The 22,603-nt window shown below is 44.9% G+C and carries 18 protein-coding genes and 1 pseudogene; 11 read left to right on the top strand and 8 right to left on the bottom strand.

Annotated features, from left to right (window positions below):
• Positions 1–120 precede the first annotated feature (120 nt).
• Positions 121–6,159: a translocation/assembly module TamB domain-containing protein gene (locus tag F6K37_RS03030; protein ID WP_287248057.1), complete on the top strand. Its 6,039-nt coding sequence runs from the start codon at positions 121–123 to the stop codon at positions 6,157–6,159.
• Positions 6,160–6,310: 151 nt separating this feature from the next.
• Here F6K37_RS03030 and F6K37_RS03035 read toward each other — a convergent pair whose 3' ends face one another.
• A complete protein-coding gene (locus F6K37_RS03035; protein WP_287248059.1) occupies positions 6,311–6,523 on the bottom strand; it encodes a hypothetical protein in 213 nt (70 codons plus the stop codon).
• Between the two features lie 744 nt (positions 6,524–7,267).
• Between F6K37_RS03035 and F6K37_RS03040 the strand changes: the two genes are divergently transcribed.
• From F6K37_RS03040 to F6K37_RS03065, 6 genes and pseudogenes are all read left to right on the top strand, one after another.
• Positions 7,268–7,405: a hypothetical protein gene (locus tag F6K37_RS03040; RefSeq protein WP_154659972.1), complete on the top strand. Its 138-nt coding sequence runs from the start codon at positions 7,268–7,270 to the stop codon at positions 7,403–7,405.
• Between the two features lie 24 nt (positions 7,406–7,429).
• Positions 7,430–10,672, top strand: a complete 3,243-nt coding sequence (locus F6K37_RS03045; RefSeq protein ID WP_008190558.1) for an efflux RND transporter permease subunit — start codon at positions 7,430–7,432, stop codon at positions 10,670–10,672.
• Positions 10,673–10,757: 85 nt separating this feature from the next.
• Positions 10,758–10,973: pseudogene (locus F6K37_RS03050) on the top strand (DUF433 domain-containing protein); the annotation flags it as partial.
• On the top strand, positions 10,972–11,583 hold the full coding sequence (locus F6K37_RS03055; RefSeq protein WP_008190555.1) for a Uma2 family endonuclease: 612 nt from the start codon (positions 10,972–10,974) through the stop codon (positions 11,581–11,583). The pseudogene F6K37_RS03050 and the gene F6K37_RS03055, both read left to right, overlap by 2 nt.
• A 217-nt stretch (positions 11,584–11,800) precedes the next feature.
• The gene (locus tag F6K37_RS03060; protein ID WP_287248064.1) at positions 11,801–13,909 is read left to right on the top strand and encodes a protein-disulfide reductase DsbD family protein; all 2,109 of its coding nucleotides are present in this window, start codon (positions 11,801–11,803) and stop codon (positions 13,907–13,909) included.
• A gap of 306 nt (positions 13,910–14,215) precedes the next feature.
• Positions 14,216–14,914 carry a redoxin domain-containing protein gene (locus F6K37_RS03065; protein WP_287248066.1) on the top strand — a complete coding sequence of 233 codons (699 nt, stop codon included), beginning with the start codon at positions 14,216–14,218 and terminating at the stop codon, positions 14,912–14,914.
• Here F6K37_RS03065 and F6K37_RS45325 read toward each other — a convergent pair.
• Positions 14,911–15,408, bottom strand: coding sequence for a LysR family transcriptional regulator (locus tag F6K37_RS45325; RefSeq protein ID WP_008190549.1), 498 nt, complete (start codon positions 15,406–15,408; stop codon positions 14,911–14,913). The genes F6K37_RS03065 and F6K37_RS45325 overlap by 4 nt on opposite strands.
• Before the next feature lie 341 nt (positions 15,409–15,749).
• Here F6K37_RS45325 and F6K37_RS03075 point away from each other — a divergent pair, with 341 nt between their 5' ends.
• From F6K37_RS03075 to F6K37_RS03085, 3 genes are read left to right on the top strand one after another with little or no spacing between them, the layout of a single operon-like run.
• Positions 15,750–15,941, top strand: a complete 192-nt coding sequence (locus tag F6K37_RS03075) for a hypothetical protein (RefSeq protein WP_071986973.1) — start codon at positions 15,750–15,752, stop codon at positions 15,939–15,941.
• An 18-nt stretch (positions 15,942–15,959) separates the two neighbouring features.
• On the top strand, positions 15,960–16,721 hold the full coding sequence (locus F6K37_RS03080; RefSeq protein WP_287248069.1) for a nitroreductase family protein: 762 nt from the start codon (positions 15,960–15,962) through the stop codon (positions 16,719–16,721).
• A 51-nt stretch (positions 16,722–16,772) separates the two neighbouring features.
• Positions 16,773–17,498 carry a pirin family protein gene (locus tag F6K37_RS03085; RefSeq protein WP_008190546.1) on the top strand — a complete coding sequence of 242 codons (726 nt, stop codon included), beginning with the start codon at positions 16,773–16,775 and terminating at the stop codon, positions 17,496–17,498.
• A gap of 174 nt (positions 17,499–17,672) precedes the next feature.
• Here F6K37_RS03085 and F6K37_RS03090 read toward each other — a convergent pair whose 3' ends face one another.
• Entirely contained in the window at positions 17,673–18,263 is a 591-nt protein-coding gene (locus tag F6K37_RS03090; protein WP_008190544.1) for a 2OG-Fe(II) oxygenase, read from the bottom strand.
• A gap of 140 nt (positions 18,264–18,403) precedes the next feature.
• Between F6K37_RS03090 and F6K37_RS03095 the strand changes: the two genes are divergently transcribed.
• The gene (locus F6K37_RS03095) at positions 18,404–19,642 is read left to right on the top strand and encodes an RNA-guided endonuclease InsQ/TnpB family protein (RefSeq protein WP_071986982.1); all 1,239 of its coding nucleotides are present in this window, start codon (positions 18,404–18,406) and stop codon (positions 19,640–19,642) included.
• Positions 19,643–19,672: 30 nt separating this feature from the next.
• Here the strand turns inward: F6K37_RS03095 and F6K37_RS03100 are convergent, their stop codons facing one another.
• The 5 genes from F6K37_RS03100 to patD all read right to left on the bottom strand — a co-directional run bounded on the left by F6K37_RS03100 (position 19,673) and on the right by patD (position 22,377).
• Entirely contained in the window at positions 19,673–20,281 is a 609-nt protein-coding gene (locus F6K37_RS03100; RefSeq protein ID WP_008190538.1) for a 2OG-Fe(II) oxygenase, read from the bottom strand.
• Between the two features lie 571 nt (positions 20,282–20,852).
• Positions 20,853–21,077 (bottom strand): PEP-CTERM sorting domain-containing protein, encoded by a 225-nt coding sequence (locus tag F6K37_RS03105; protein WP_143764248.1) that lies wholly within the window; start codon positions 21,075–21,077, stop codon positions 20,853–20,855.
• The gene (locus F6K37_RS03110) at positions 21,074–21,502 is read right to left on the bottom strand and encodes a hypothetical protein (protein WP_008190532.1); all 429 of its coding nucleotides are present in this window, start codon (positions 21,500–21,502) and stop codon (positions 21,074–21,076) included. Before F6K37_RS03110 ends, F6K37_RS03105 begins: the two co-directional genes overlap by 4 nt.
• A 33-nt stretch (positions 21,503–21,535) precedes the next feature.
• Entirely contained in the window at positions 21,536–21,670 is a 135-nt protein-coding gene (locus tag F6K37_RS03115; RefSeq protein WP_008190529.1) for a hypothetical protein, read from the bottom strand.
• 332 nt (positions 21,671–22,002) lie between these two features.
• Positions 22,003–22,377: a heterocyst frequency control protein PatD gene (gene patD, locus F6K37_RS03120; RefSeq protein ID WP_008190528.1), complete on the bottom strand. Its 375-nt coding sequence runs from the start codon at positions 22,375–22,377 to the stop codon at positions 22,003–22,005.
• Positions 22,378–22,603: the final 226 nt, after the last annotated feature.

The raw sequence follows: 22,603 nt of genomic DNA on the forward strand, positions 1-22,603 counted from the left end.
GCACTTGGTATTAGGCACCTATAACTGATACCCCTACTCCCTGTATTTCCCTGATAAATTAAGATGACGATGCCCCCATATTCCCTCGGAACTCCAGTTGTAAGGTGCAAACCAATCAAGATGAGTAACTCTCCCAATCCTGGTAATCTACCAGAGCCTACTCCGGAAAATACTCCAGAACCTACGGTAAGTAGAGGGTTTTGGCAGAGGCTGCTACGTCCGGTCTTCATGCTTATGGTCATGATTCTAGTTTCTGGGATAGGGGGCGGAAGCCTTTTTGCTTGGTATTTCATCCAGAAGCAATTAGCACCAACGGTAGAGAAAAATTTATCTAGCTTTCTTAACCGGAAAGTCAATGTCGGACCAGTGGAGGGCTTTTCCCTAAATGGTGTAAGGTTTGGTTCTTCGCAAATACCAGCTACCCCTACGGATCCCGATCATCTTTTTACCGAGGCAGTGAAGGTAAGCTATAACCCCGTTAAACTGCTGTTTACCAGAACTCTAGAACTGGATGTAACCCTAGTTGAACCTAATATATATGTTGAACAGGACAAAGATTTAAACTGGGTGTCTACAGCATTTACACAAACTGCCCAAGATTCTGCGTTTAAGGTAGACCCAAAGGTGGTGCGGTGGCGGGATGCGGATGTGGTGGTGGTGCCAAGATCTGAAGTGGGAATCAAACAACCACCGATGAGATTTACTGAGGTTAGGGGGAAAAGTAAATTTATCGACGGAGGTGAGCTGATTCGCTTTGATGTAAATAGTCAGCCGTTAAGTGGGGGAAATTTAAAGGTTAAGGGAGATTACCGCCTCTCTCAAGAAGAAACTGACTTGCACCTTGATGTCGATAACGTGAGTGCGGCAGAGGTTAGTAAAGTACTTCTGATTCCCCTGAAGCTTCAAGGGGGTAAACTGGGTGGCAACCTGAGAATACAACGGAATAATGCTGAACAGCCTTGGCAGTATTGGGGTACGATCAACTTTTCCGACACCATCGCCCGCTTAGAACCCTTGCCCCAACTGTTCACTGAAAGCAACGGTAAGCTGAGCTTTCGAGGAAGTCAGATTTGGCTCACTAACATAACTACCAGATTCGGTCAAGTACCTGCCCAAATTGGGGGAATGCTGGATATTGAGTCAGGCTACAAGCTCAGAGTAAAAAGCGAACCGGTTGAGATACAGCAGTATGCACAGACGTTTGGGATCAAAGAGCTACCAGTAAAAACTTTAGGTAAAGCACAGGCTACGTTTCAGGTCACTGGAGCTATCGACAACCCGATTGTGATTGGAGAGGCGTTTACCACCACTCCCGCCACCCTTGACCAGGTGAAATTCAGCTCTATTACTGCTGACTTTAGCGTTATTAATACTGAGCTGGCCATTAGAAACTTGCAGGCAAAACCAACAGTGGGTGGCTTAGTCACAGGCAAGGGGGATATCAAATTTATGGATCAGGGGGGGGCAGTATTTGATCTTAAAGCTGTGAATGTGCCTGCGAATGCGATCGCAAAACAGTATGGATTTAATCTACCCATTCCTCTGGGTCGAGTTTATGGCAGAACCCAGATCTTTTCTCCCCTTGACAAGCCCGAGAATTTTCGTGCCACTGGTTATGCTAATCTGCCCATGGGTGATGGTGTTCTCAGAGCTACTAATGTTCAAGTGGGGGGTGGGCGCTGGCAGGGGTTAGTAGAAGCTAAGAATATTTCCGTGGCACCAATCATCAAAACTTTGCCTGCACCATCTCTACCGCCACAATTCTCTGGACCGTTCAATGGTCAATTTAATTTATCCGGTCGTCTTGATTCTTTCCAACCAGAAACCCTCCGTGCCAGCGGTTACGGCAGCGTAACGGTTGATGCTGGTACCTTGCGTGCTACCAAGGTAAAACTGATCAATGGTGGTTTTTCTACCCTAGTCCAAGCCTCTGATATTCCTCTAGAAGCCTTAGCACCAGTACCTTCTGAATTTAAAGGTCCCATCTCAGGGGAGTTGACTATCTCAGGGAATGTATTGTCTTTGAGTCCTAGCACGATTACCGCTAATGGGTCTGGTAGTTTAGACCTAGCAGCAGGGACTATTAAAGCCGATGCGATCGCGATCGCTAAAGGCAAGTTCCAAGCTCAAGTAGTCGCATCCAATCTCAAGTTAGGTCGTCTCGCCCCCATACCCCCCCAATTCAACGGTCCAGCTTCCGGGGAGTTTACCATCTCAGGAAATGTGGATTCGGTCAGTCCTAGTACGATTACCGCTAGTGGGTCTGGTAGTTTAGATGTAGCAGGAGGAACCATTAAAGCTGATGCTGTCGATATCGCTAATGGCAACTTCCAAGCTCAAGTAGTAGCATCCAATCTCCAGTTAGGTCGTCTCGGACCAATACCTCCGCAATTCAACGGTCCAGCCTCCGGGGAGTTTACCATCTCAGGGAATGTGGATTCGGTAAGTCCTAGCACCATTACCGCTAGTGGGTCTGGTAGTTTAGATGTAGCAGGAGGAACCATTAAAGCTGATGCAGTAGATATCGCTAAAGGTAACTTCAAAGCTCAAGTCGTAGCATCCAATGTCAAGTTAGGTCGTCTCGGACCAATACCATCCCAATTCGACGGTCCAGCGTCCGGGGAGTTTACCATCTCAGGGAATCTAGATTCGGTAAGTCCTAGCACCATTACTGCTAGTGGGTCTGGTACTTTAGATGTGGAAGGGGGTAGAATTCAGGCTTCTCAAATCGATATTGCCAATGGTAACTTCCAGGCCAAGGTACAAACCTCTAACCTCGACTTGGGTGCTCTTGCTCCGGTCCCGCCCCAATTCAATGGCCCTGTTTCCGGGAATGTCACTGTCTCTGGTAATCTAAATAATTTAACCATTGACGCCATTCAGGGCAAAGGGTCTGGACAACTGAATGTTGCTGGTGGTCAATTACTAGGAACAGCTGAGTTTAGCAATGGTAAATTTCAGGGGGTTTTCCAGCCTACTAATCTCCAGTTGTGGGAGATTAATCCCGATTTACGAGGACGTCTCAATGGCAGTGTCAATATTTCTGCTCCGTTGCTATTGACACCAGATAAAGCTCTATCAGCAATCCAAGCTAAGGGTAAGCTTAATTTTAGTAAAGGCATTTCTGTACTTGAGCGTTCCCTAGCCACATCCTTTGACTGGAATGGTCAAAGGCTAGAGATTAAAGAAGCCACAGCCGAGGGATTCAATGCTAATGGTTTTGTCAATCTAAACCCAGGCAGTCAGGGTTTACAAGCAATTAAGACCTTTGATTTCCAGGTACAAGCAGAGAATTTGAATTTGCAACGATTACCGGCTGACCTGCCTTATGCGTTAAATTTAGGAGGCTTAGTCGGTTTTAACGGTCGGATTGCCGGTACTCCTCAAGCTCCGACAATTAACGGTGACTTAAGACTGCGGTACTTTTTTGCTGGTCCTCTGGAGTTTGAATCCCTACTGACAGGTCGAGTAAGTATAGCACCAAAGTCAGGGGTAAATCTCCAGCTAGCAGGGAATCAAGAAAAACTGGAGGTTGTGCTAGACCCCAATTACCAACCCGTATCCTTTTTGGTGCAGTATCAGGACAAGACCGCTAGTGGGATTCGGTCAGGGGATGAGCTACAAATGACCGTGGAGAATCTTCCGATCAATACCATTAAGAGTCTGGCTTTGAGTAGTGGTATGGTAGACGGTCAAAACCTCGAACCATGGTTAAGCAAACCCTTGGCGGGAGACATCTGTGGGAACATGGCTCTGAACCTCAAGACTTTTGGGTCATCCGGTAAAATTGAGATCGCAAATCCCATCTTTGACAACCTCAGAGGTGATATGTTAGAAGGCTTTTTCCAATACCAGCAAGGGACGATGACTCTGACCGATGGCTTGTTTGAAAAAGGTGATAGTCAATACTTATTTGCTGCCAACGTCACCCCAACCCCCAACGGCCCAGAATTTAACGGGGAACTCCAGGCTAAGCTCGGAGAAATCCAGGATGTTCTAACTACCCTACAACTATTTGAGATCACTGACCTAGGTCGAGGCTTCCAAACCCCCGTCTACGGCACAGCCGCTGATCTTGCCGTTAGTGGAGTAGGTAATTCACAAAATGGTCTCAAAAAACCCCTGCGGCGGATGTCAGAAATAGTCAAGCTCCTAAACAGACAACGGCAGCAGCGTCAAGAGAGCTTTCTGTTACCAGAGCTTACCGAGCTCAATGGTGCTTTTACTGGCAGTATCAGTCTGGTCGGTTCAGTCAAAGATGGCATCCGTGCTGAATTTAATTTCCAAGGGGAAAACTGGCAATGGGGTTCCTATAAAGCTGAGACAATTATTGCCCAAGGAAATTTTGCAGAAGGGGTACTGAATCTTTTACCTGTGCGGATTCAATCGGGTCAGAGCCTAGCCACCTTGTCCGGTAGTATCAGTGAACTTGGTCCATCGGGTCAGCTCAGGCTCAAGAAAGTCCCGGTTTCCTTGATTCGAGAAGTGTTCAGATTTCCTAGCTCTGTTGGTTATGGAGGATTTGTTGATGCCACAGCGGACTTTTATGGAAGTCTCAGCAATCCCCAAGCCAGGGGAGCAATATCGGTCGTGGATGCCAGTTTAAACCAAACACCCCTCGAATCCATCAAAGGCAGCTTTAGTTACAAGAATGCGCGGTTGAACGTCTTTGCCCAAAGTTTTCTGACCAAAGAGTCTGAACCCCTAACTGTAAATGCCAAAATCCCCTACAAGTTACCCTTTGCCGAAGTAGAGCCAGAAAATCGGCAAGTCAGTGTACAACTCAAGGTTGAAAACGAAGGACTTGCCCGATTAAATATGCTTACCAATCAACAAATCGCTTGGGTTGATGGTAAAGGACAAGTAGATTTAGATATTTCTGGTACCTTTGACCAAGACCAAGATTGGCTACAGCAACTGGAGCAACTTACCGTTGTCGGTAACATTAATGTAGAAGACGCTACTATTGCTGCCCAAGCTTTACCAGAACCCCTGACAGAAGTCAATGGCAAAATCCGGTTTAACTTCAACCGCATGGAAATTGTAGACAGCTTACAAGGGAATTTTGGTGGTGGTAAATTAGTAGCGGTAGGGAATTTGCCCTTGCGAGACCTACCTAGAGCATTAGAGAATCCCCTCACCGTTGACCTGAATCAACTAGCCATCAATCTCAAAGGGATTTACAGTGGTGGTGTTAAAGGTAAGACTATTATTACTGGGACTCTATTTAATCCTAGAATTGGTGGTTACATCGAATTGTTTGATGGTCGAGTACCCATTTCTGAATCTCAAACTGCCCCGAGCGGGAGTAGCGGATCTGCAGGTGAGGAACTAATAGAGTTCAATAACTTACAGTTAACCTTAGGTAAAAACATCCTAGTTCGACAGCTACCAGTATTAGATTTTCTCGCCAGCGGTACCCTTCTAATTAATGGGGACATGAGTGATATTAGACCAGAAGGAACCATTCAGCTGCTGCGCGGTCAGGTGAATCTGTTTACCACCCAGTTTCGCCTTGATAAAAATTACAACAACAACGCCCGATTTGTAGCCACTCTTGGCAGAGACCCAGAGTTAGATGTGCAGATGGTGGCATCAGTAATTGAGTCTAGGAAACAACCCATTACCAGTGAAACCTTTGCTAATGAAATTAGCGATCGCCCAACTAATTTTGGCACTACAGAAACTATTCGGGTTCAAGCAAAAGTAAAAGGGCTAGCAAGTCAGCTCTTTGACCGAGTGGAACTCAATAGTATGCCAAAACGTAGTGAAGGGGAAATTGTTGCCCTATTAGGGGGTGGCTTTGTGGATACCTTGGGTCGAGGCAATAGTACCTTGGGTTTGGCCAACTTAGCTGGGTCAGCACTACTGAGTAATGTCAGCAACCTGATTGGTGATGCCGCAGGATTAGATGAGTTTCGCCTGTTCCCCACTACAGTTACAGATGATAATAGGCGCACTGATAGGTTAGAGCTAGGTGCTGAAGCGGGGATTAATATTACTAATAATTTATCATTTTCGTTGTTAAAAGTGTTGACTACTGATCAGCCAATTCAGTACAACTTGCGCTATCGAGTTAATGAAGAAATTCTGCTGCGCGGTGCTACGGATTTTTCAGACGATACCAAGATAACTGTAGAGTATGAAAATCGATTTTAATTAGAATTTAGAATTTAGAATTTAGAATTTAGAATTTAGAATTTAGAATTGGGAATTTAGAATTTAGAATTTAGAATTGGGAATCGGGAATCGGGAATCGGGAATCGGGGTAAGAGGCGTAGGGTGCGTGATATAGCACTACGCGCTACTGTTAGGACATTCCTAAACTCCGAAACCTAGTCCTAGCTTGCTTTTGACTTCTGACTTCTGACTTCTGACTTCTGACTTCTGACTTCTGACTTCTGACTTCTGACTTCTGACTTCTGACTTCTGCTATAAAGGTCGCGCCTTGTTGAGACAGCCCGCCCCGGATGCTGTTGGTGAAATATTTCTTAACAAACCAAGAAGCCCCCTCAGCCCTCACCCCCAGCCCCTCTCCCAACCTTGGGAGAGGGGAGCAGATTACGGCAGAATAAGGGTTTCACGAATTCGCCAGCAGCATCCGCCCCGTAACGCACCACCGGGTCAAACAGCTTTAACAAAACTCGCGGAATTCCCCACCTTCTTTCAAGGTGTTGAAGTTACCGTAAGGATAGGGTCGCCTTTATGGTTAGTCGATTATGGGTAAAAGGGTTAAAACTTTGCCGATTTTGGCGACCCTATCTATCGGTTTCGTCTCTGGGATGGATAGCGAGACGAGGACCGATTACTGACCCATCTCCCCATATTCCCCGACTGGTCGGGGTCAACGGACCGGTCCGAAATACAGATTACCTATTACCTATTACCCATTACCCATTACCTATTACCCATTACCTATTACCTATTACCCATTACCTATTACCTATTACCTATTACCTATTACCTATTACCTATTACCTATTACCTATTACCTATTACCCATTACCTATTACCTATTACCTATTACCTATTACCTATTACCTATTACCTATTACCTATTACCTATTACCTATTACCTATTACCTATTACCTATTACCNTGTGTTTTCAAAGTTTTCCGCAAGATATTAGATCCCCCCCAGCCCCCCTTATTAAGGGGGGAGCCATACTCAAAGTCCCCCTTTTTTAAGGGAAACGGGGGTACTCGGAGTTTGAAGACACGCCCTAACCCCTCCCAGGAGGGGAAGAGGGAACAGGGAAAAAATCCTGTGTACCTCATTAGGCTAGAAACCGCTATATTAGTCTCTAGAATCCTTCCCGATTCCCGATTCCCGATTCCCGATTCCCGATTCCCGATTCCCGATTCCCGATTCCCGATTCCCTGTTCCCTAATTCCTAGTTCCTAAAGTTGCCAACTTCGGTGAAATTTGATGAAACTTATCGAAACAGCTGTCCGCTGGCGACACGGAACATTTGTTCTGTTCTGCCTCCTAGCCCTATGTGGCATCTTAGCCCTATTCCAGCTTCCCCTAGAACTTAGACCAGGAGGCGATACCCCAGAAATTACCATTAGCACCTCCTACGCTGGAGCAGGACCGACTGAAGTAGAAGACCTGATTACTAGACCGATCGAAGAAGCCGTCGAAGAAGTCACAGGGGTTAAAGAAATTACCAGTAGCTCTCGGCCTGGACGCAGTCGGATTTCTCTCGAATTCAATTGGGGAACAGATATTGATGCTCGCTTAGTAGATGTCTTGAGCAAATTACAGCGAGTGTCCTCTCTACCTCCAGAAGCGGGAGACCCCTCTGCTGAAGTGGTCAGTGGTGTTAGCAGTCCCATGATGTGGATTGTCCTAATGCCCAAAGAAGGCTATGATTCTGACCCAGACCATTACCGTGACTTGATTAAAGATGCCATCGTACCCAAGTTACGCCAAGTCGAAGGAGTAGCTCAGGTTCTTACTCCTGGGGGACGGGAACGGGAAGTGGAGGTGATTGTAGACCCGAAAGCCTTAGCTGACCGCAATCTAACCCTTTCTAATGTCGTGAATACTTTGCGCAATAATAACCGCAATATTCGGGGTGGACCGATGGTAGTGGGAAGACGGGAATACCGAGTCCGCACCGTCAGTCGCTCTGAGGATGTGAAGGAGTTGGAAGGGTTTGTGTTGCGCCGAGACCAATCAGGAACTGTCTATTTGGGGGATGTAGCTGATGTCGAAATTGGTCGCAAGCTTGAAAGTACGGTTCTTGTAGCAAATGACCAACCAACCGCTGGCATTGGTATCGAAAGACGAATTGGTGCCAATGTCCCAGAGATATCTAAGGGGGTCAGAGCAGTACTCAAGAAACTGGAAGCCCAACTGGAACAGCAAGGGGAAGGTGTCCAGTTCTTAATTAACTACGACGAGAATGACTATATTAACCAATCTATTGCGTTAGTGCAGCAAAATTTGATCATGGGGGCAATTCTAGCATCCCTAGTGTTGCTGCTGTTTCTCGGGTCATTGCGAACCGTAGCAGTCATTGCCCTTACTATTCCGACTACTATTATTACCGTCTTTATTGTCTTAGCCTTGCTAGGTCGGTCTCTGAATGTGATCAGTCTGGCAGGATTAGCCTTTGCGGTCGGAATGGTCGTAGATAATGCCATTGTGGTGCTAGAAAATATCTTCACCCACATGCAACGGGGAAAAAATCCGCTCCGAGCTGCTATTGACGGTACTCAAGAAGTGTGGTCAGCTATGCTAGCCTCTACTCTGACTACCGTAGCAGTATTTGCTCCCATTGTTTTAGTCACAGGGGAAGCAGGACAGCTGTTCTTTGATATTGGTATTGCTCTATCGACATCGGTATTGTTTTCCCTGTTTGCAGCTCTGACCCTAGTGCCTATGCTATCGGGACTGTTTCTTAATCAAGCGGAGGCGCAACAGATTTTGCAGGGGATGGGGGATGTCGGCACCCAAGGTTTAGACCCAAAACCATTGCGCCCAAAGCAGCGAAATAGAGGAGCCAAAATCCAAAATGTCCTAGTGCTAGCTGTAGCCAAAACTTCAGCAGTGTTTCGAGTATGGCAAGGCAAGCTAGAGGGATTTTTATTAAAAACCGTGCGTTGGTCTCTTGGTGGCAAACGGATCGGAAGGCGTTTGGCTGTGTTGTTGATTCCTGTAGTATTGCTCTTTGTCAGTATTCGGTTACTCCCCCCCATGGATTACCTACCAGAAGGGAACCGTAATTTAATTATGTGGTTAACGGAACCCTTTCCAGGCACCAGTATTCCAGAATTCCTACGGCTATCTCAACCGGCCAGAAAGTTTTTGGCACAGCAGCCGGAAATTGACCGAACCTTGCTATTAGCAAGCTCCGGATGGAAAGCAATTTTTGTCCTTCTCAAGCCAGAGTTAGCTACCGCTAGGAATCTCGATGACATGGTGAATCGGATGGGAAAGGTAAAGTCTAATTTCCCTGGTTATCGCTTTGTGGTTGCCAGGCGCACTGCCATTTTTCGGAATCCAGGCAAGTCCTATAAAGTGCGTCTGGTAGGACAAGACCTGGATCAATTAAACCAGTGGGGTCAGGATATTACTAAGCAATTGCGCCAACTGGACGGTGTGCGCAATGCTCGTTCCAGTTTTGTTACTGGTGCGCCAGAATTACAAGTAATTCCCAATCGGGTGCGACTGGCAGAAGTGGGCTTGTCAGAAGCTGAGTTAGGGAGAATGGTTGAAGCTGCTCTCGGTGGGATTAAAGCCTCAGAATTTGTGGATGGTAAACGGGAACTGGATGTGACCGTTGAATTACAACATACCGTTGTCAAAACCCCAGAGCAGTTGCGTCAGTTAGTGATCTATACTCCCAATGGTGGGCAAGTACAACTAGCTGATGTCGCTGAAGTAGTAGATACCACCGGACCCGATCGGATTGACCGAGTGGATTTACAGCGTTCTATTACCCTAACCGTTAGTGTCGAGCGCTCAGCTCCCTTAGGCAAACTAGTTCAACAGACAGAGCAGCAAATTCTCAAACCCTTCCGGAAAAACCTACCTGCTGGCTATCGTGTCGAGTTAGCTGGTTCGGCAGATTTGCTATCGGAAACGTTAGTGCAGTTGGGGTCAATCTTTATTCTGTCTTTAGTGATTACCTATCTGTTGCTAGTCGCACTCTACCATTCTTTTCTCTATCCCATCGTAATTATGGCAACCGTACCGATAGGATTAACCGGAGCGTTGTTGAGTTTGGTGATAGTGAACAGAATTCCTGGTGTTTTGGTACCACTGGATATGATTACTGGGTTGGGATTTGTGATTCTGACTGGAGTTGTGGTGAATAATGCCATCCTTTTGGTAGACCGAGCCTTGCAATTACAGCGAGAAGGAATAGATTACGATACATCGTTGTATAAAGCTGTATGCGATCGCTTACGACCGATATTCATGTCTGCTGGAACTACAGTACTGGGAATGTTACCGCTAGCAGTAATACCAGGGAAAGGAGCTGAATTATATCAAGGGTTAGGGATTACCTTGACTGGGGGATTAGCTTTGTCTACATTACTGACACCTACAGTAGTTCCAGCATTGATGGGATTATTAGGAGACTTTAGGGGTCAGAAGCTGAAACCTTCTGAGGTGAATCATAAGGAAGAATCCCGTGAAATGGTTAGAGTTGATTAATCTGACGTTGCTGATTCAGTAACACCCATATCCTCACCCTGACTAGGCGTTTGCTACCATATGAAATAGCAACCTGATAAAGTCTATGACTCTAGCAATTGCCCTTGAACCCGCACCTATAGAGACAGATGGCTATGGTGTTGTACGAGTTGCCAAAACTCGTGTCACCTTAGACACTGTTGTGACTGCTTTTCTTGAGGGATGCACGCCAGAGGAAATTGCAGAGCAATATCCATCGCTACAACTACCAGATATCTACTTGGTTATCGGTTATTACCTCAGACATAGAGCAGATCGCCATGAAAGTAGCCACCACATCTGTTGAAACCAATCCCATTGTGTTGAGGATGCCCCCGGCATGGGCTATGGATGATGATCAATTTTTTGAGTTTTGTCAGATTAATCGAGATTTACGAATTGAGCGCACATTAGACGGAAAAATAATTGTTATGCCCCCCACAGGAGGTGAAACATCTCAAAAAAATTCCAACATTAATTTTCAGCTACAGTTGTGGAATCGCCAAACAAAGCTAGGCAAGGTATTTGAGTCTTCTGGTGGCTTTAAGCTGCCCAATGGTGCAGAACGTTCCCCTGATGCTTCTTGGGTCAAAAAAGACAGGTGGGAAGCCCTAACGCCTCAACAAAGGAAAAAGTTTATTCCTCTGTGCCCAGATTTTGTGATTGAGTTGCGCTCTCCCAGTGATAGGGTGAAGAGTATTAAGGAAAAGATGGAAGAGTACAGGTCAAATGGCGCTCTGTTGGGGTGGTTGATTGAGCCAAATAGTCGTCAAGTATATATTTACCGTCCTGGGGTAGAAGTGGAGCAGTTGGACAATCCAGCTACGGTGAAGGGGGATGAATCAGTGCTGCCTGGTTTTGTCATGGTCATGGAAGAAGTTTGGGAAGGCTGAACAACCCTTTAATCCCATTGGAATACGCGATCGCTTACTAGCTAGGCGCAATCAATCCAAGTAATCCCAAATGGCTCGATTCCTCGCAGATGAAAATTTTAATGCCAAAAGATTAGTTCCTTAATTGATAATGGGTAATGGGTAACTGACCTAACTGTACCTGAGATGATTCCTAAAAAAAATCGTGTAGGTTAAAAATGTATTCAGTAGAGTCATCATGTTGCAGCAACTCCTCACCTGGATCATAGCCCTAGCCCTAACCCTATCCACTACCTTACTACCCATTGCTCCTGCCTCGGCTAACCCAGTCCAAACCGAGAACGTCGAGGTGCAATTGATCAGCGAAGTGATCAATATTCAACCTGGAACCCCCTTCTGGGTAGGACTACACTTCAACATCAATCCCGGCTGGCACACCTATTGGCGAAACCCTGGTGACTCGGGTCTTGGAGCTACCCTGAAGTGGACCCTACCCCCCGGCTTTGAAGTGGGAGACATCGTTTGGCCCTATCCCCAGCGGTTACCCCTTGAGCCATTAATGAACTTTGGCTATGAAGAAGAGGTTACCCTACTCAGCCAAATCACACCCCCAGCCAACCTAGCTACTCCCGATTCTCTTCAACTGGGCGTAAAAGCGGATTGGCTGGTTTGTGAAGTAAACTGTATTCCCGAAGAAGGCACCTTCAACCTCACCTTACCAATTACCTCTAGACCTCCCTTAGTCAACCAACGGTGGACACAGGTATTTGAGCAAGCCCGTCAAGCTCTACCCAAACCCTCCCCATGGCAAGTCACAGTCACTATCGAACCACAAGACTTAACTCTGCAAGTTGAAGCCCCGGAAATGGAAGAGGCTCAAATCCAAGAGGTGATCTTTTTCCCACATCAAGACGGTATCATTACCAACCCAGCGCCCCAAATCGCAGAACTGAATCAAGATGGAATCACCTTGCGATTGCAGCGAGGCTATCTCAGGAAACTCGACCCCATCACTGGAGTGCTAGTGATTCGAGAATCCCTAGATAACCAATCCGTAGTCCAAGCCTTCACCATTGAAGCCGCAGTCAGCAATGAAATAGGCAAAACCGCCCCAACCCCAACCCAACCCCGATGGGAAGTGCTGCTGCTAGCATTACTCGGAGGCATAATCCTAAACCTGATGCCCTGTGTCTTCCCAGTGCTATCCCTCAAAGCACTCAACATAGTCCAAAAATCCCAGAAAAGTCCCAAGCAAGTGAGACGCCATGCGATCGCATTCACTGCAGGCATTCTCGTCAGTTTTACCGTAGTGGCCAGTGTGCTATTAATTTTGCGATCGCTAGGGCAACAAATCGGCTGGGGATTCCAGCTACAATCCCCCGTTTTCGTTACCTTAATGGCATATCTAATGTTTGCGGTTGGCTTAAGTCTATCGGGAGTCTTTATCTTCGGTGCTTCCATCATGGGAATTGGGCAACGATTAACCACTCGCTCAGGATACATCGGGGAATTTTTCACAGGAGTCTTTGCCACCGTAGTCGCCACTCCCTGCACCGCACCATTCATGGCAACCGCCCTGGGAGTAGCCCTGACCCAATCCGTACCGATAGCGATCGCAATCTTTGAAATGCTCGGTCTTGGGCTAGCCCTGCCCTACCTAGCCATTAGCTTCACCCCAGGATTGCAGCGTATTTTACCCAAACCAGGAGCATGGATGGAAACCTTCCAACAGCTTCTGGCATTCCCCATGTACGCCGCCACCGCCTGGTTAATCTGGGTATTAGTCCAGCAAACTGGAACCAACGGTTTAGCAGCTGCCCTAACAGGGCTAATCCTAATTGCCTTTGCCACTTGGCTGCACCAAAAAACCCGCCTACTCCCCCCTCTAGGAAAGCATCTTGGCTCAATCTGCGCCTTAGTCGCCCTAGGATTTTCCCTGAGCTTAGCCCAAGTTTCCACCACCACTCCTACTGCACTGACCCATAATCAAAATAACGGCATCAAATGGCAAGGCTATACAGCTGAACGACTAGTTAAACTAAGGCAATCAGGAAGCCCAGTATTCCTGAATTTTTCAGCATCCTGGTGCATTACCTGTCTAGTTAATGAGCGTGTCGCCCTCAACCAGCCAGAAACCATAGCCGCCTTCGAGTCTAAAAAAATTGCCCTACTCAAAGCAGACTGGACTAATCGTGACCCAGCCATCACCAAAGCTCTAGAATCCTTCGGGCGTAGTGGCGTACCCCTTTATGTCTTGTATCCACCAGACTCAGAATTTACCCAGCCGATTATACTACCTCAGATTCTATCCCCAGAGCAAGTTCAACGTGCCATCAAAAAACTATAGCAAACGGAGTCAGGAGTCGGGAGTAGCGTAGGGTGCGTTAGGGGCGGGCGAGCCCTCATTTTCTGCCTCTAAACCAGTGTTAAGATAGCCAGCCCCGTAACGCACCATCGGGTCAAACAGCAAACAAGAGATGCACCCCAGCGGATTTGGGAGTAGGGAGTAGGGAATATGGCATCAAAAATTATCACAATTAATTTAGGATCCCTATATAAAATTTAGGTAGAATTTAAGGAAATGGCAAATAACAAGTAACAAGTAATAATCAACAATTAACAATCAACAATTAACAATCAGCCATCAAAAAATATGAACAACTTTCTCAAATTTAACGGTCAGAAAATTACCACCACTGGATTAGTAGCCCTAGCCCTAATTATCACCGGATGCCAGAATACTCCCCTCAGCAAAGATTCCAAAACTACAAGTCCAGCCTCCACCGCAATTGCAGCATCATCACCATTACAGATTGATGAAAAAGCACCAGAATTCATTGGAGTTGATAGCAACAATACCACCCACAAGCTCAGTGATTTCAAAGGCAAAGTCGTAGTATTGGAATGGACTAATCACCAATGTCCCTTTGTCCGCAAACATTACAACAGCGGTAACATGCAGAAACTTCAAAAAGAAGCCACCAGCAAAGGAGTAGTCTGGTTATCTATTATCTCCTCAGCTCCAGGAAAGCAAGGTCATGTCACCCCTCAAAAAGCCAATGAATTGATTAAAAGCAGTAGCGCTAGTCCCACAGCAGTAATTATAGACTCCGAAGGCACCATTGGTCGTCTATATCAGGCTCGCACCACACCCCACATGTATGTTATTGATACTGATGGAGTCCTAAAATACATGGGAGCAATTGATAATAAACCCTCAGCTAATCCAGCCGATGTAGAAACTGCTACCAACTATGTCCAAGCTGCTGTGGATAGTGTTATTACTAATAAACCTGTAGAAACAACAGTCACTCAGCCTTACGGTTGCTCGGTTAAATATAATAATAGTTAAAGACAGCGGTTTTTAATTCGGTGAGGTACTTTTGTTATGGGTTTTAGGGAGCAGGTAGCAGGTAGCATGAAAGAGGAAAGAGGAAAGAGGCAAGATGCAAAAAATTCTGTGTACCTCATAGCTATGAAAAACGCTAGATTATATTTGAATACAATAGCTAAAGGTTCAATATCAGCTGAAGAAAACCCCTCAAACCCCAAGATAATCTGACCAATTTCCCCACGACTAGCTCGCTGAGTCACTTGGACACCCAAATCCACCTGCTTGAGGATCCTTCGCGCCTCTAACACCAACGCTCTACCAGCTTCAGTTAGTTGAATCTGGGGCTTAGTACGGTGAAAAAGCTGTACCCCCAAGCTTTCCTCAAGGCGTTTAATTTGACGACTCAAAGGCGGTTGAGCAATATGAAGCCGCTCTGCAGCTCGCCCAAAATTCATTTCTTCGGCCACCACTAGAAATGTCTTAAGATGATTAAGTTCAATGTTAGATAGCATCAGTCATACCTTTAGAGGTATCAAGTCCCTCCAAAAATTATATTAGACAAAATTAAAATTACTACCTAAGCTAGTAATATAAGCTTCTAGGGAGTAAAAACATCAAGTAATTAAGAGCATAAACTGCGTTACCAAATTCTAGAATTAGCCAGGGTAATAGCTCCTAGTTAATAGGTAATTTATAAAACTATAGTTGAGAGGATAAAGATAGTCATAAAGTGCGAATTAATTGCTTATTTATTCAACACTAGATATCAAATTTTTGCTTGGTATTGATATCTAGTTTGACCTAGTGGTGCGTTACGGGACGGGCTTTACCAACGCTTACTACCAGGTGGAAAATGAGTTCGAGCCCTTCGGTGGTGCGTTACGGGGCTATTGGCTACGAAGTTGAAATGATGGCAAGGCGCGCCCCTAACGCACCCTACACACTTCAACCTTCAATAAAACAACCTTCAACCTGTAAACCTTCAACCTGTAAACCTTCAACCTGTAAACCTTCAACCTGTAAACCTTCAACCTATCAACTTTAAACCTTCAAATAACTAACTATGAACGAACTATCACCATCAATGGGATTAAAAGAAGCAATAGAAGAGCGTCGTGCTGCCCGTTCATTTCGTCTTGATCCAATTCCCACAGAAATCTTAACAGAAATTTTTCGCTTAGGAGTGCGATCGCCTTCCGGTTTTAATTTACAACCCTGGCGCTTTATAGTCGTACAAGAGGAAGCTAACAAAGAAAAATTAAGAGCCTGTGCCTTTGATCAGCGTCAAGTAACAGAGGCTCCAGTTGTATTAATTTGTTGTGGCGATAGCCGAGTTAATCAAACCGATTACATTGAATCGGTGATTCAAATTGGTAAAAATGCTGGTGGAGTCAATGATGCTTATGCAGATATTATGCGTAGCTCCATTCCTCAATTGTTTGAGTATCATCCCTCGTTTCAATCCACCGAAGCCTGGACAAATCGTCACACTATGTTAGCCGTTGCTCATTTAATGATTGTGGCAAAAAGCTTTGGGATTGATACTTGTCCCATGGAAGGATTTGTGTCTGCTCAAGTTAAAGAAGCATTTAACATTCCTGCGGAAGTAGATGTGTGTTGTTTACTCCCCATGGGATACGCCGCTGAACCCTGTCTTGATGCAGTCGCTCATGGGGGAAACCACGGCAGTCGCTCATGGGGGGGACCCCCAAGACCGCGCTGCCTCCCCAAGACCGCGCTGCATCGCTTTAAACTCTATGGTGGACGGTTTGATATCGAACAAGTTTACTATGGGGAGAGCTTTGGAGAATCATTCCAAGTGTAGTACTCCTCAAAGTTTATTAATGACTAATTACAAGATTTGGAAACAAACCCGATGACTGTAACCACAAACAATCAGAAAGTAATCAAAATTCGTAAATCCTCTGAAAGAGGACACGCTAATTACGGTTGGCTCGATTCTTATCACACCTTTTCCTTTGCTAACTATTACGACCCCGCTCATATGGGATTTGGCAAACTGCGGGTAATTAATCAAGACCGGATTGAAGGTGGAACTGGCTTTGGAACTCACTCCCATAGAGATATGGAAATTATTTCCTATGTCCTAGAAGGAGCCCTTGAGCACAAAGATACCCTTGGCAATACAACCGTTATTCGTCCTGGTGAAGTGCAACGGATGAGTGCAGGAAAAGGTATTGCCCACAGTGAGTATAATTATTCAGCCACTGACATCGCCCATTTTTTTCAAATCTGGATTCTACCGAATCAAACTCGATTAATACCAAGCTACGAGCAGAAATTTTATGCACCAGAAGAAAAGCAGAATCAATTAAGACTAGTTGCTTCAGAGGATGGACGGGATGGTTCTGTGACCATTCATCAAGATGTTAATGTCTATGCCACGAATCTGGATGCTGGTGCATCAGTAATAACCCATGCTAATCAAGATCGTCATATTTGGGTACAAGTAGCACGAGGTCAGGTCAAGTTAGATAATTACTTGCTACAAGCTGGTGATGGTGCTGCTATTTCTCAAGCAGAATCTGTGATGTTAGTGGGTCAAGAGCAAGCAGAGGTGTTGCTGTTTGATTTGGCTTAAATCGAGATATCTGAGCATCTGTACATTTGAAGTTACTGGTTTGCCATTGGCTAAAACCTTGATTTTTACTTTCACTTGGGTAAGTCCTATCGCCATTCTTGATAGCGGTAAACAAAAAGGGTTTCAGGCTAGATTGCCCCTGGTGACAGCTTCGCTAGTTCTACCCCTGATCGATCAAACTCCATCGAAGATCCGACTATTAATCCAAGCTACTAGAGCAAAGCGGGTTCCTCGTGTAACGGGCTGTACCTGGTGAATCCAACTGGATGGGAAGAGTGTTGCTGAGCCTTGCTCTGTGCTAGCCACTTGTACAGCTTTCCTAAAGATGAGACTTCCCCCCTCATAGTCTTCAGGTGGGCTAAGTTGAACGACAATGCTGATACGGCGTCCACCAATTACACCTTTGTTGACATCAGTATGTTCCTTATAATGACCTCCGATCCCGTAACGTAGGAGAAGAATTGGTTCTGAAAATTCCTTCTCAATATTGAAGTTAAATACCTCGTTAGCCTGATCTGCACATGCGATTAGGCGTTGATAAAGCCAGCTATACTCAGTTAATTGAGGGATCTTGAGAAGATGTGCCCATCGATAAGAACGGTCAATTACTTGCTTAGAGTAGTCATGACCGACACGAATTTTTGCTTCTTCCAACTCGTGCTTCGCTGCATCTTCAACCAGGTCAACACACTCTCCAATAGAGAGAACTCCAGGGAAGGTCATTAAATGTTGATGAGGGGGTTGAGGGCTTACCACAATAGACATCAGATAATTTCCTATGGGAGAATTTAATGTTTCATCTATCTTCGGCGTGGAGACTCCCGTTATAGCGAAGCTTAACGGTGAGAGGAAACGCCGCCCTGCTCTATTGTATGACTTCACAATAAGTGGTGTATAATGTGAGTATGATTCAACGTGCCTATCGCTATCGCTTTTATCCAACGACCGAGCAAGAAACTCTCTTGCGACGGACACTGGGTTGTACTCGGTTGGTTTACAACATGGCTTTAGCAGCTAGGACTCAAGCTTGGTATGAGAATCAAGAACGAGTTGGGTATGCACAAACATCCTCAATGCTAACAAGTTGGAAAAAGCAAGAAGAGCTTAGTTTCCTTAATGAGGTTAGCTGTGTACCGCTTCAACAAGGCTTGAGGAACCTTTCGGCGAAGCCGACGCTACGCGAACAAAAAGCCTTTGCGAATTTCTGGGCAGGACGTGCTAAATATCCCAATTTCAAAAAGAAACATAATGGCGGTAGTGTTGAATTTACTAAGTCGGCTTTCCGTTGGAAGAATGGGCAAGTGTTTTTAGCTAAATGCTCTGAGCACTTGCCAATCCGATGGAGTAAAAAAATACCTGAAAATTGCACTCCTTCTACTATTACTGTCAAGTTGGATGCTAGAGGACGTTGGTATGTATCTCTTCTGGTAGATGACCATACTATTAAGCCTTTTCCAAAAACTGATAAGTCTATCGGTTTGGATGTGGGCATAAATAGCTTGATCGCTACTAGTGACGGAGAAAAGATTACTAATCCCAAGCACTTTAAGGGGTTACACCAGAAATTAAGACGTGTTCAAAAAGTACTGTCTCGCAAGAAAAAAGGTTCTAACAACAGACAAAAAGCTAGACTAAAAGTAGCTAAAGTACATGCACACATAACTGATACCCGTAAAGACTTTTTGCATAAGCTGACTACTCAACTGGTACGCGAAAACCAAACGATTGTCGTTGAGGATTTAGCTATAAAAAACATGGTGAAGAACCATAAACTTGCCCTTGCTATTAGCGACGCTAGTTGGGGGGAATTAACTAGACAACTGGATTACAAATGCCAGTGGTATGGTCGAGACTTAATTAAGATTGACCGATGGTTTCCTAGTTCTAAAAGATGTGGGAACTGTGGGCATATCGTTGATAAAATGCCGTTGGATATTAGGGAGTGGAAGTGTCCTGAATGTGGGATTATCCATGACCGTGATATCAACGCGAGTCAGAATATTTTGGCGGCAGGACTTGCCGTGTCAGTCTGTGGAGCGAACATAAGACCTGACAACCATAAGGTTGAAGGGCAGTTGCGAAAATCCCGTTCGCGTAGCGTCGGCTTTCTCGAAACGGGAAGGAAACAGAAACCTAAATCGTGAGGTTTAGGAATCCCCCACTATAGCGGTAGCTTAGTGGCGGGAGGATGTCAAAGAGAGAAAAGCTACAAGAGTCCGTCGTTCCCCTCGAACAACAGGAGTCACCTCGTGGAGTAGATCACCTGCACTGAGTACCATCTGAGTTGACAAAGGATGATATATATTGGTAGACCCTCCTTGATCATAAACAACTAGATCGCCACCTTCATCAGCTTCCTGAAGATGAATAATAATTGCTAAATGTCGCAGTGGATCGGAATCATTATCATAGTGAGCACCAATATAGCCTCCAGGTCTCATAACATTCAACTGAATGCGTCGAATTTCTAGAAATTTAGCACAGGTTATGAACTGAAAAAAGGCCTTCATTGGCTCCTTCAGGAGGATATTTTCAATCACTGTGCCAGTAGAGGTAAGAGTTTGTAGATAAGGTGTATCGGTCTTCAGACGACCCACTTCTAAGTTGTGAGTTTCCCCTCTGTCACCCACAGTAACCGAGCGAGTAGGAGTCTTGCAGGAAATATTAAGAATACATTGATAGTCTTCAGGGGTCATTGGAGTTTCATTAAGGGATAGAACCAAGACTCCATACTTGGCAAACTTATAGCGCAAATCACTATACTGAGAACTAAGCTCCAACATCTAAGTTTCTTCTAGCCTCTAAAAACTCTTTCTTGAACACCAAAACCTCCAGGAAGCTGAAGATGTAGAGCATAAGACTGATAGCATAAAATCCATTCTTCAGCCAACTTTCCCCCTGGCTTGATCATACAATCACTAGACTGATAGCATAAAATCCATTCTTCAGTCAACTTTCCCCCTGGTTTGATCATACAATCACTCAATATTCCTGGGCATCACTATTGAATCATGTTTCGGTAAAACCCAAAATCTGGATTTTACCGAGTCAAACAACACAACTGAGATGCACCCATTCTTGATAGGGGTAAACACAGATAGTTTGTAGGAATACAGCAATGTTTCCTACAAACTATTTTTGATTCATATTGTCTATTCACATTATAACTAAGAATATGACTACGTTCTGGTAATAGGTAATAGGTAATAGGTAATGTGTAATGGGTAATGGATAATGGATAATAGATAATGGATAATGGGAAATGGGTAATAGTAAGCCAATAACCAATGACCAATAACCAATGCCCAATTACCAAGTAACTATCTTTAGCCTTCTTTTCCCTCAGTCTTATGACTAGGATTTTTTACCTTGGCGTTTCTGTACTGACGTTAACCCCATAACTCCGAACGCAAACAGCGTACCTACTAAAGTTCCTGGTTCTGGTGTGGATACACTGCCTGATGGTGGCCTCGGTGTGTGTGTAAGTCCGCTGATAACAAAGACAACATCGTTAAAGTCTTGGTCTCCTGAATCATGGGCTTGCTGGGATATCCAATCGTCTTCAAATCCTAGCATCACAAACTTTTCCCCTCCAAATTCAACTTCATAACCCAAGAGATGATGAATCCGTCGAGATTGAATCTGCCGAGCTTGAATTCGTCGCGGATTTTTTCCCGATTGGAACCAAAGTACTTGTCGTTTTCACGATTATCATTGTACCCATCGGACTTTATGAAAAACTCAATAAAGGTGTCACCGACAAAATTCCCCAGATTTACACCTTGACCAAGTGCCAAAAGACCATCGTCGTTAGGGAGAATGCTCAAGGGAGAGGAAACATCATCAAAAACTATTTCTTTACTGTTACCATTATCCACAGAATAGAATAGTTGATTTCTGAAACCGGCTCCTTCGTTGATAAAAAAGACTTCCACATCGTTGGCACCACTTTCCCAGCGCAGAAAATTAAAATCGATTTCAGGCAAATCCTCTTGATTTATCATTAATCTTTCTTCATTTACGAAATCGTTAAAGTATTACCACTGCTCATAGGTTAGTTTTGGTACGTAATTCCCTGAATTGCTATACTGTTGATTGTATTCTTGCTCAGATACATTTGCAGATGCTTGATTGGCAGAATACAAAACTCCTAAAACAGTAGCGGTCGCCATTAATCCAGAAAGCAGTTTATATTTAATGAAATTGACTTAACTGATTAGACACTTCGTGGTTGTATAAATTAGGGAGTATAGAGCTGTTTTGTCTGTGCATTCCCTCTTATTTATCAGTGTCTCTGTCCGATGTATAGCGTTTCCTTTATGATTCGTGAAATATATTGGCCGAAGCTATCGCTATAACCCAAGCCCTGCAAGGATTTACGATTTTACCAATTTTACAAATGATTTAGGATTGCTATATGCGATCGCGTTTATGAAGATTTGATGCCAGGTTTAACTTTTGTATAAATTTTAAGGATGATAGCTGAATGCTTACGCTAGGAGTATTATGGTTGTTCCTGAGATTGTTGCAGCCACCCTTGGCAGTACTGAATCAGGGTCCCAATGCGATCGCATACTCCCTTCTGCCTCAATTTGGCTGTCTGGGCACTCCGGGATGCCTGCAGAAGCATCAGGTCATTTTCCAATAATCGGATCTGTTTGTGAATTTCCGTTTTTAGGGACTGCCATCGAGAGGCATAATCCAGAGGTATGTCTGAGGCACTAATACTAGCGATCTCAGTGATGAACAGCCCCTTTAGTGCTTGAAACTGCTCCTGAATTGCTGATCGGGCCACATCATCAGCGCCAAATTTGTAGTACATTTGTTCTAGGGCTTGTTGGAATTCTCGTAATCGTTGATTATGTGATTGAGATAACATTGTGAGCCCTATTAGCGTAAAATTATAAATGTAAAGAATTTTTTCTTTTTAAAGACAGGGCAGTTACCAAACCAACAATTTGGCTCTGCCACTTAAATATTGGAGGAAGCTTCCATCTCTTTGAACTTGAGCATCCGGACAGCATTCTGGCTTGACGAAAAAGGAGGGTGAGAGGAAGCTTTACTTAAACCGACTGCTGAGAAGGGTTTGGCTGCATCGACAAGCT

This window comes from Moorena sp. SIO4E2 (assembly GCF_010671945.1).
GTDB lineage: Bacteria > Cyanobacteriota > Cyanobacteriia > Cyanobacteriales > Coleofasciculaceae > Moorena > Moorena producens.

Coding starts and splice junctions, on each gene's coding strand:
- F6K37_RS03030 (WP_287248057.1), top strand. CDS start 121: ATGAGTAACTCTCCCAATCCTGGTAATCTACCAGAGCCTACTCCGGAA.
- F6K37_RS03045 (WP_008190558.1), top strand. CDS start 7,430: ATGAAACTTATCGAAACAGCTGTCCGCTGGCGACACGGAACATTTGTT.
- F6K37_RS03055 (WP_008190555.1), top strand. CDS start 10,972: ATGAAAGTAGCCACCACATCTGTTGAAACCAATCCCATTGTGTTGAGG.
- F6K37_RS03060 (WP_287248064.1), top strand. CDS start 11,801: ATGTTGCAGCAACTCCTCACCTGGATCATAGCCCTAGCCCTAACCCTA.
- F6K37_RS03065 (WP_287248066.1), top strand. CDS start 14,216: ATGAACAACTTTCTCAAATTTAACGGTCAGAAAATTACCACCACTGGA.
- F6K37_RS45325 (WP_008190549.1), bottom strand. CDS start 15,408: ATGCTATCTAACATTGAACTTAATCATCTTAAGACATTTCTAGTGGTG.
- F6K37_RS03075 (WP_071986973.1), top strand. CDS start 15,750: ATGAGTTCGAGCCCTTCGGTGGTGCGTTACGGGGCTATTGGCTACGAA.
- F6K37_RS03080 (WP_287248069.1), top strand. CDS start 15,960: ATGAACGAACTATCACCATCAATGGGATTAAAAGAAGCAATAGAAGAG.
- F6K37_RS03085 (WP_008190546.1), top strand. CDS start 16,773: ATGACTGTAACCACAAACAATCAGAAAGTAATCAAAATTCGTAAATCC.
- F6K37_RS03090 (WP_008190544.1), bottom strand. CDS start 18,263: ATGTCTATTGTGGTAAGCCCTCAACCCCCTCATCAACATTTAATGACC.
- F6K37_RS03095 (WP_071986982.1), top strand. CDS start 18,404: ATGATTCAACGTGCCTATCGCTATCGCTTTTATCCAACGACCGAGCAA.
- F6K37_RS03100 (WP_008190538.1), bottom strand. CDS start 20,281: ATGTTGGAGCTTAGTTCTCAGTATAGTGATTTGCGCTATAAGTTTGCC.
- F6K37_RS03110 (WP_008190532.1), bottom strand. CDS start 21,502: ATGATAAATCAAGAGGATTTGCCTGAAATCGATTTTAATTTTCTGCGC.
- F6K37_RS03115 (WP_008190529.1), bottom strand. CDS start 21,670: ATGGCGACCGCTACTGTTTTAGGAGTTTTGTATTCTGCCAATCAAGCA.
- patD (WP_008190528.1), bottom strand. CDS start 22,377: ATGTTATCTCAATCACATAATCAACGATTACGAGAATTCCAACAAGCC.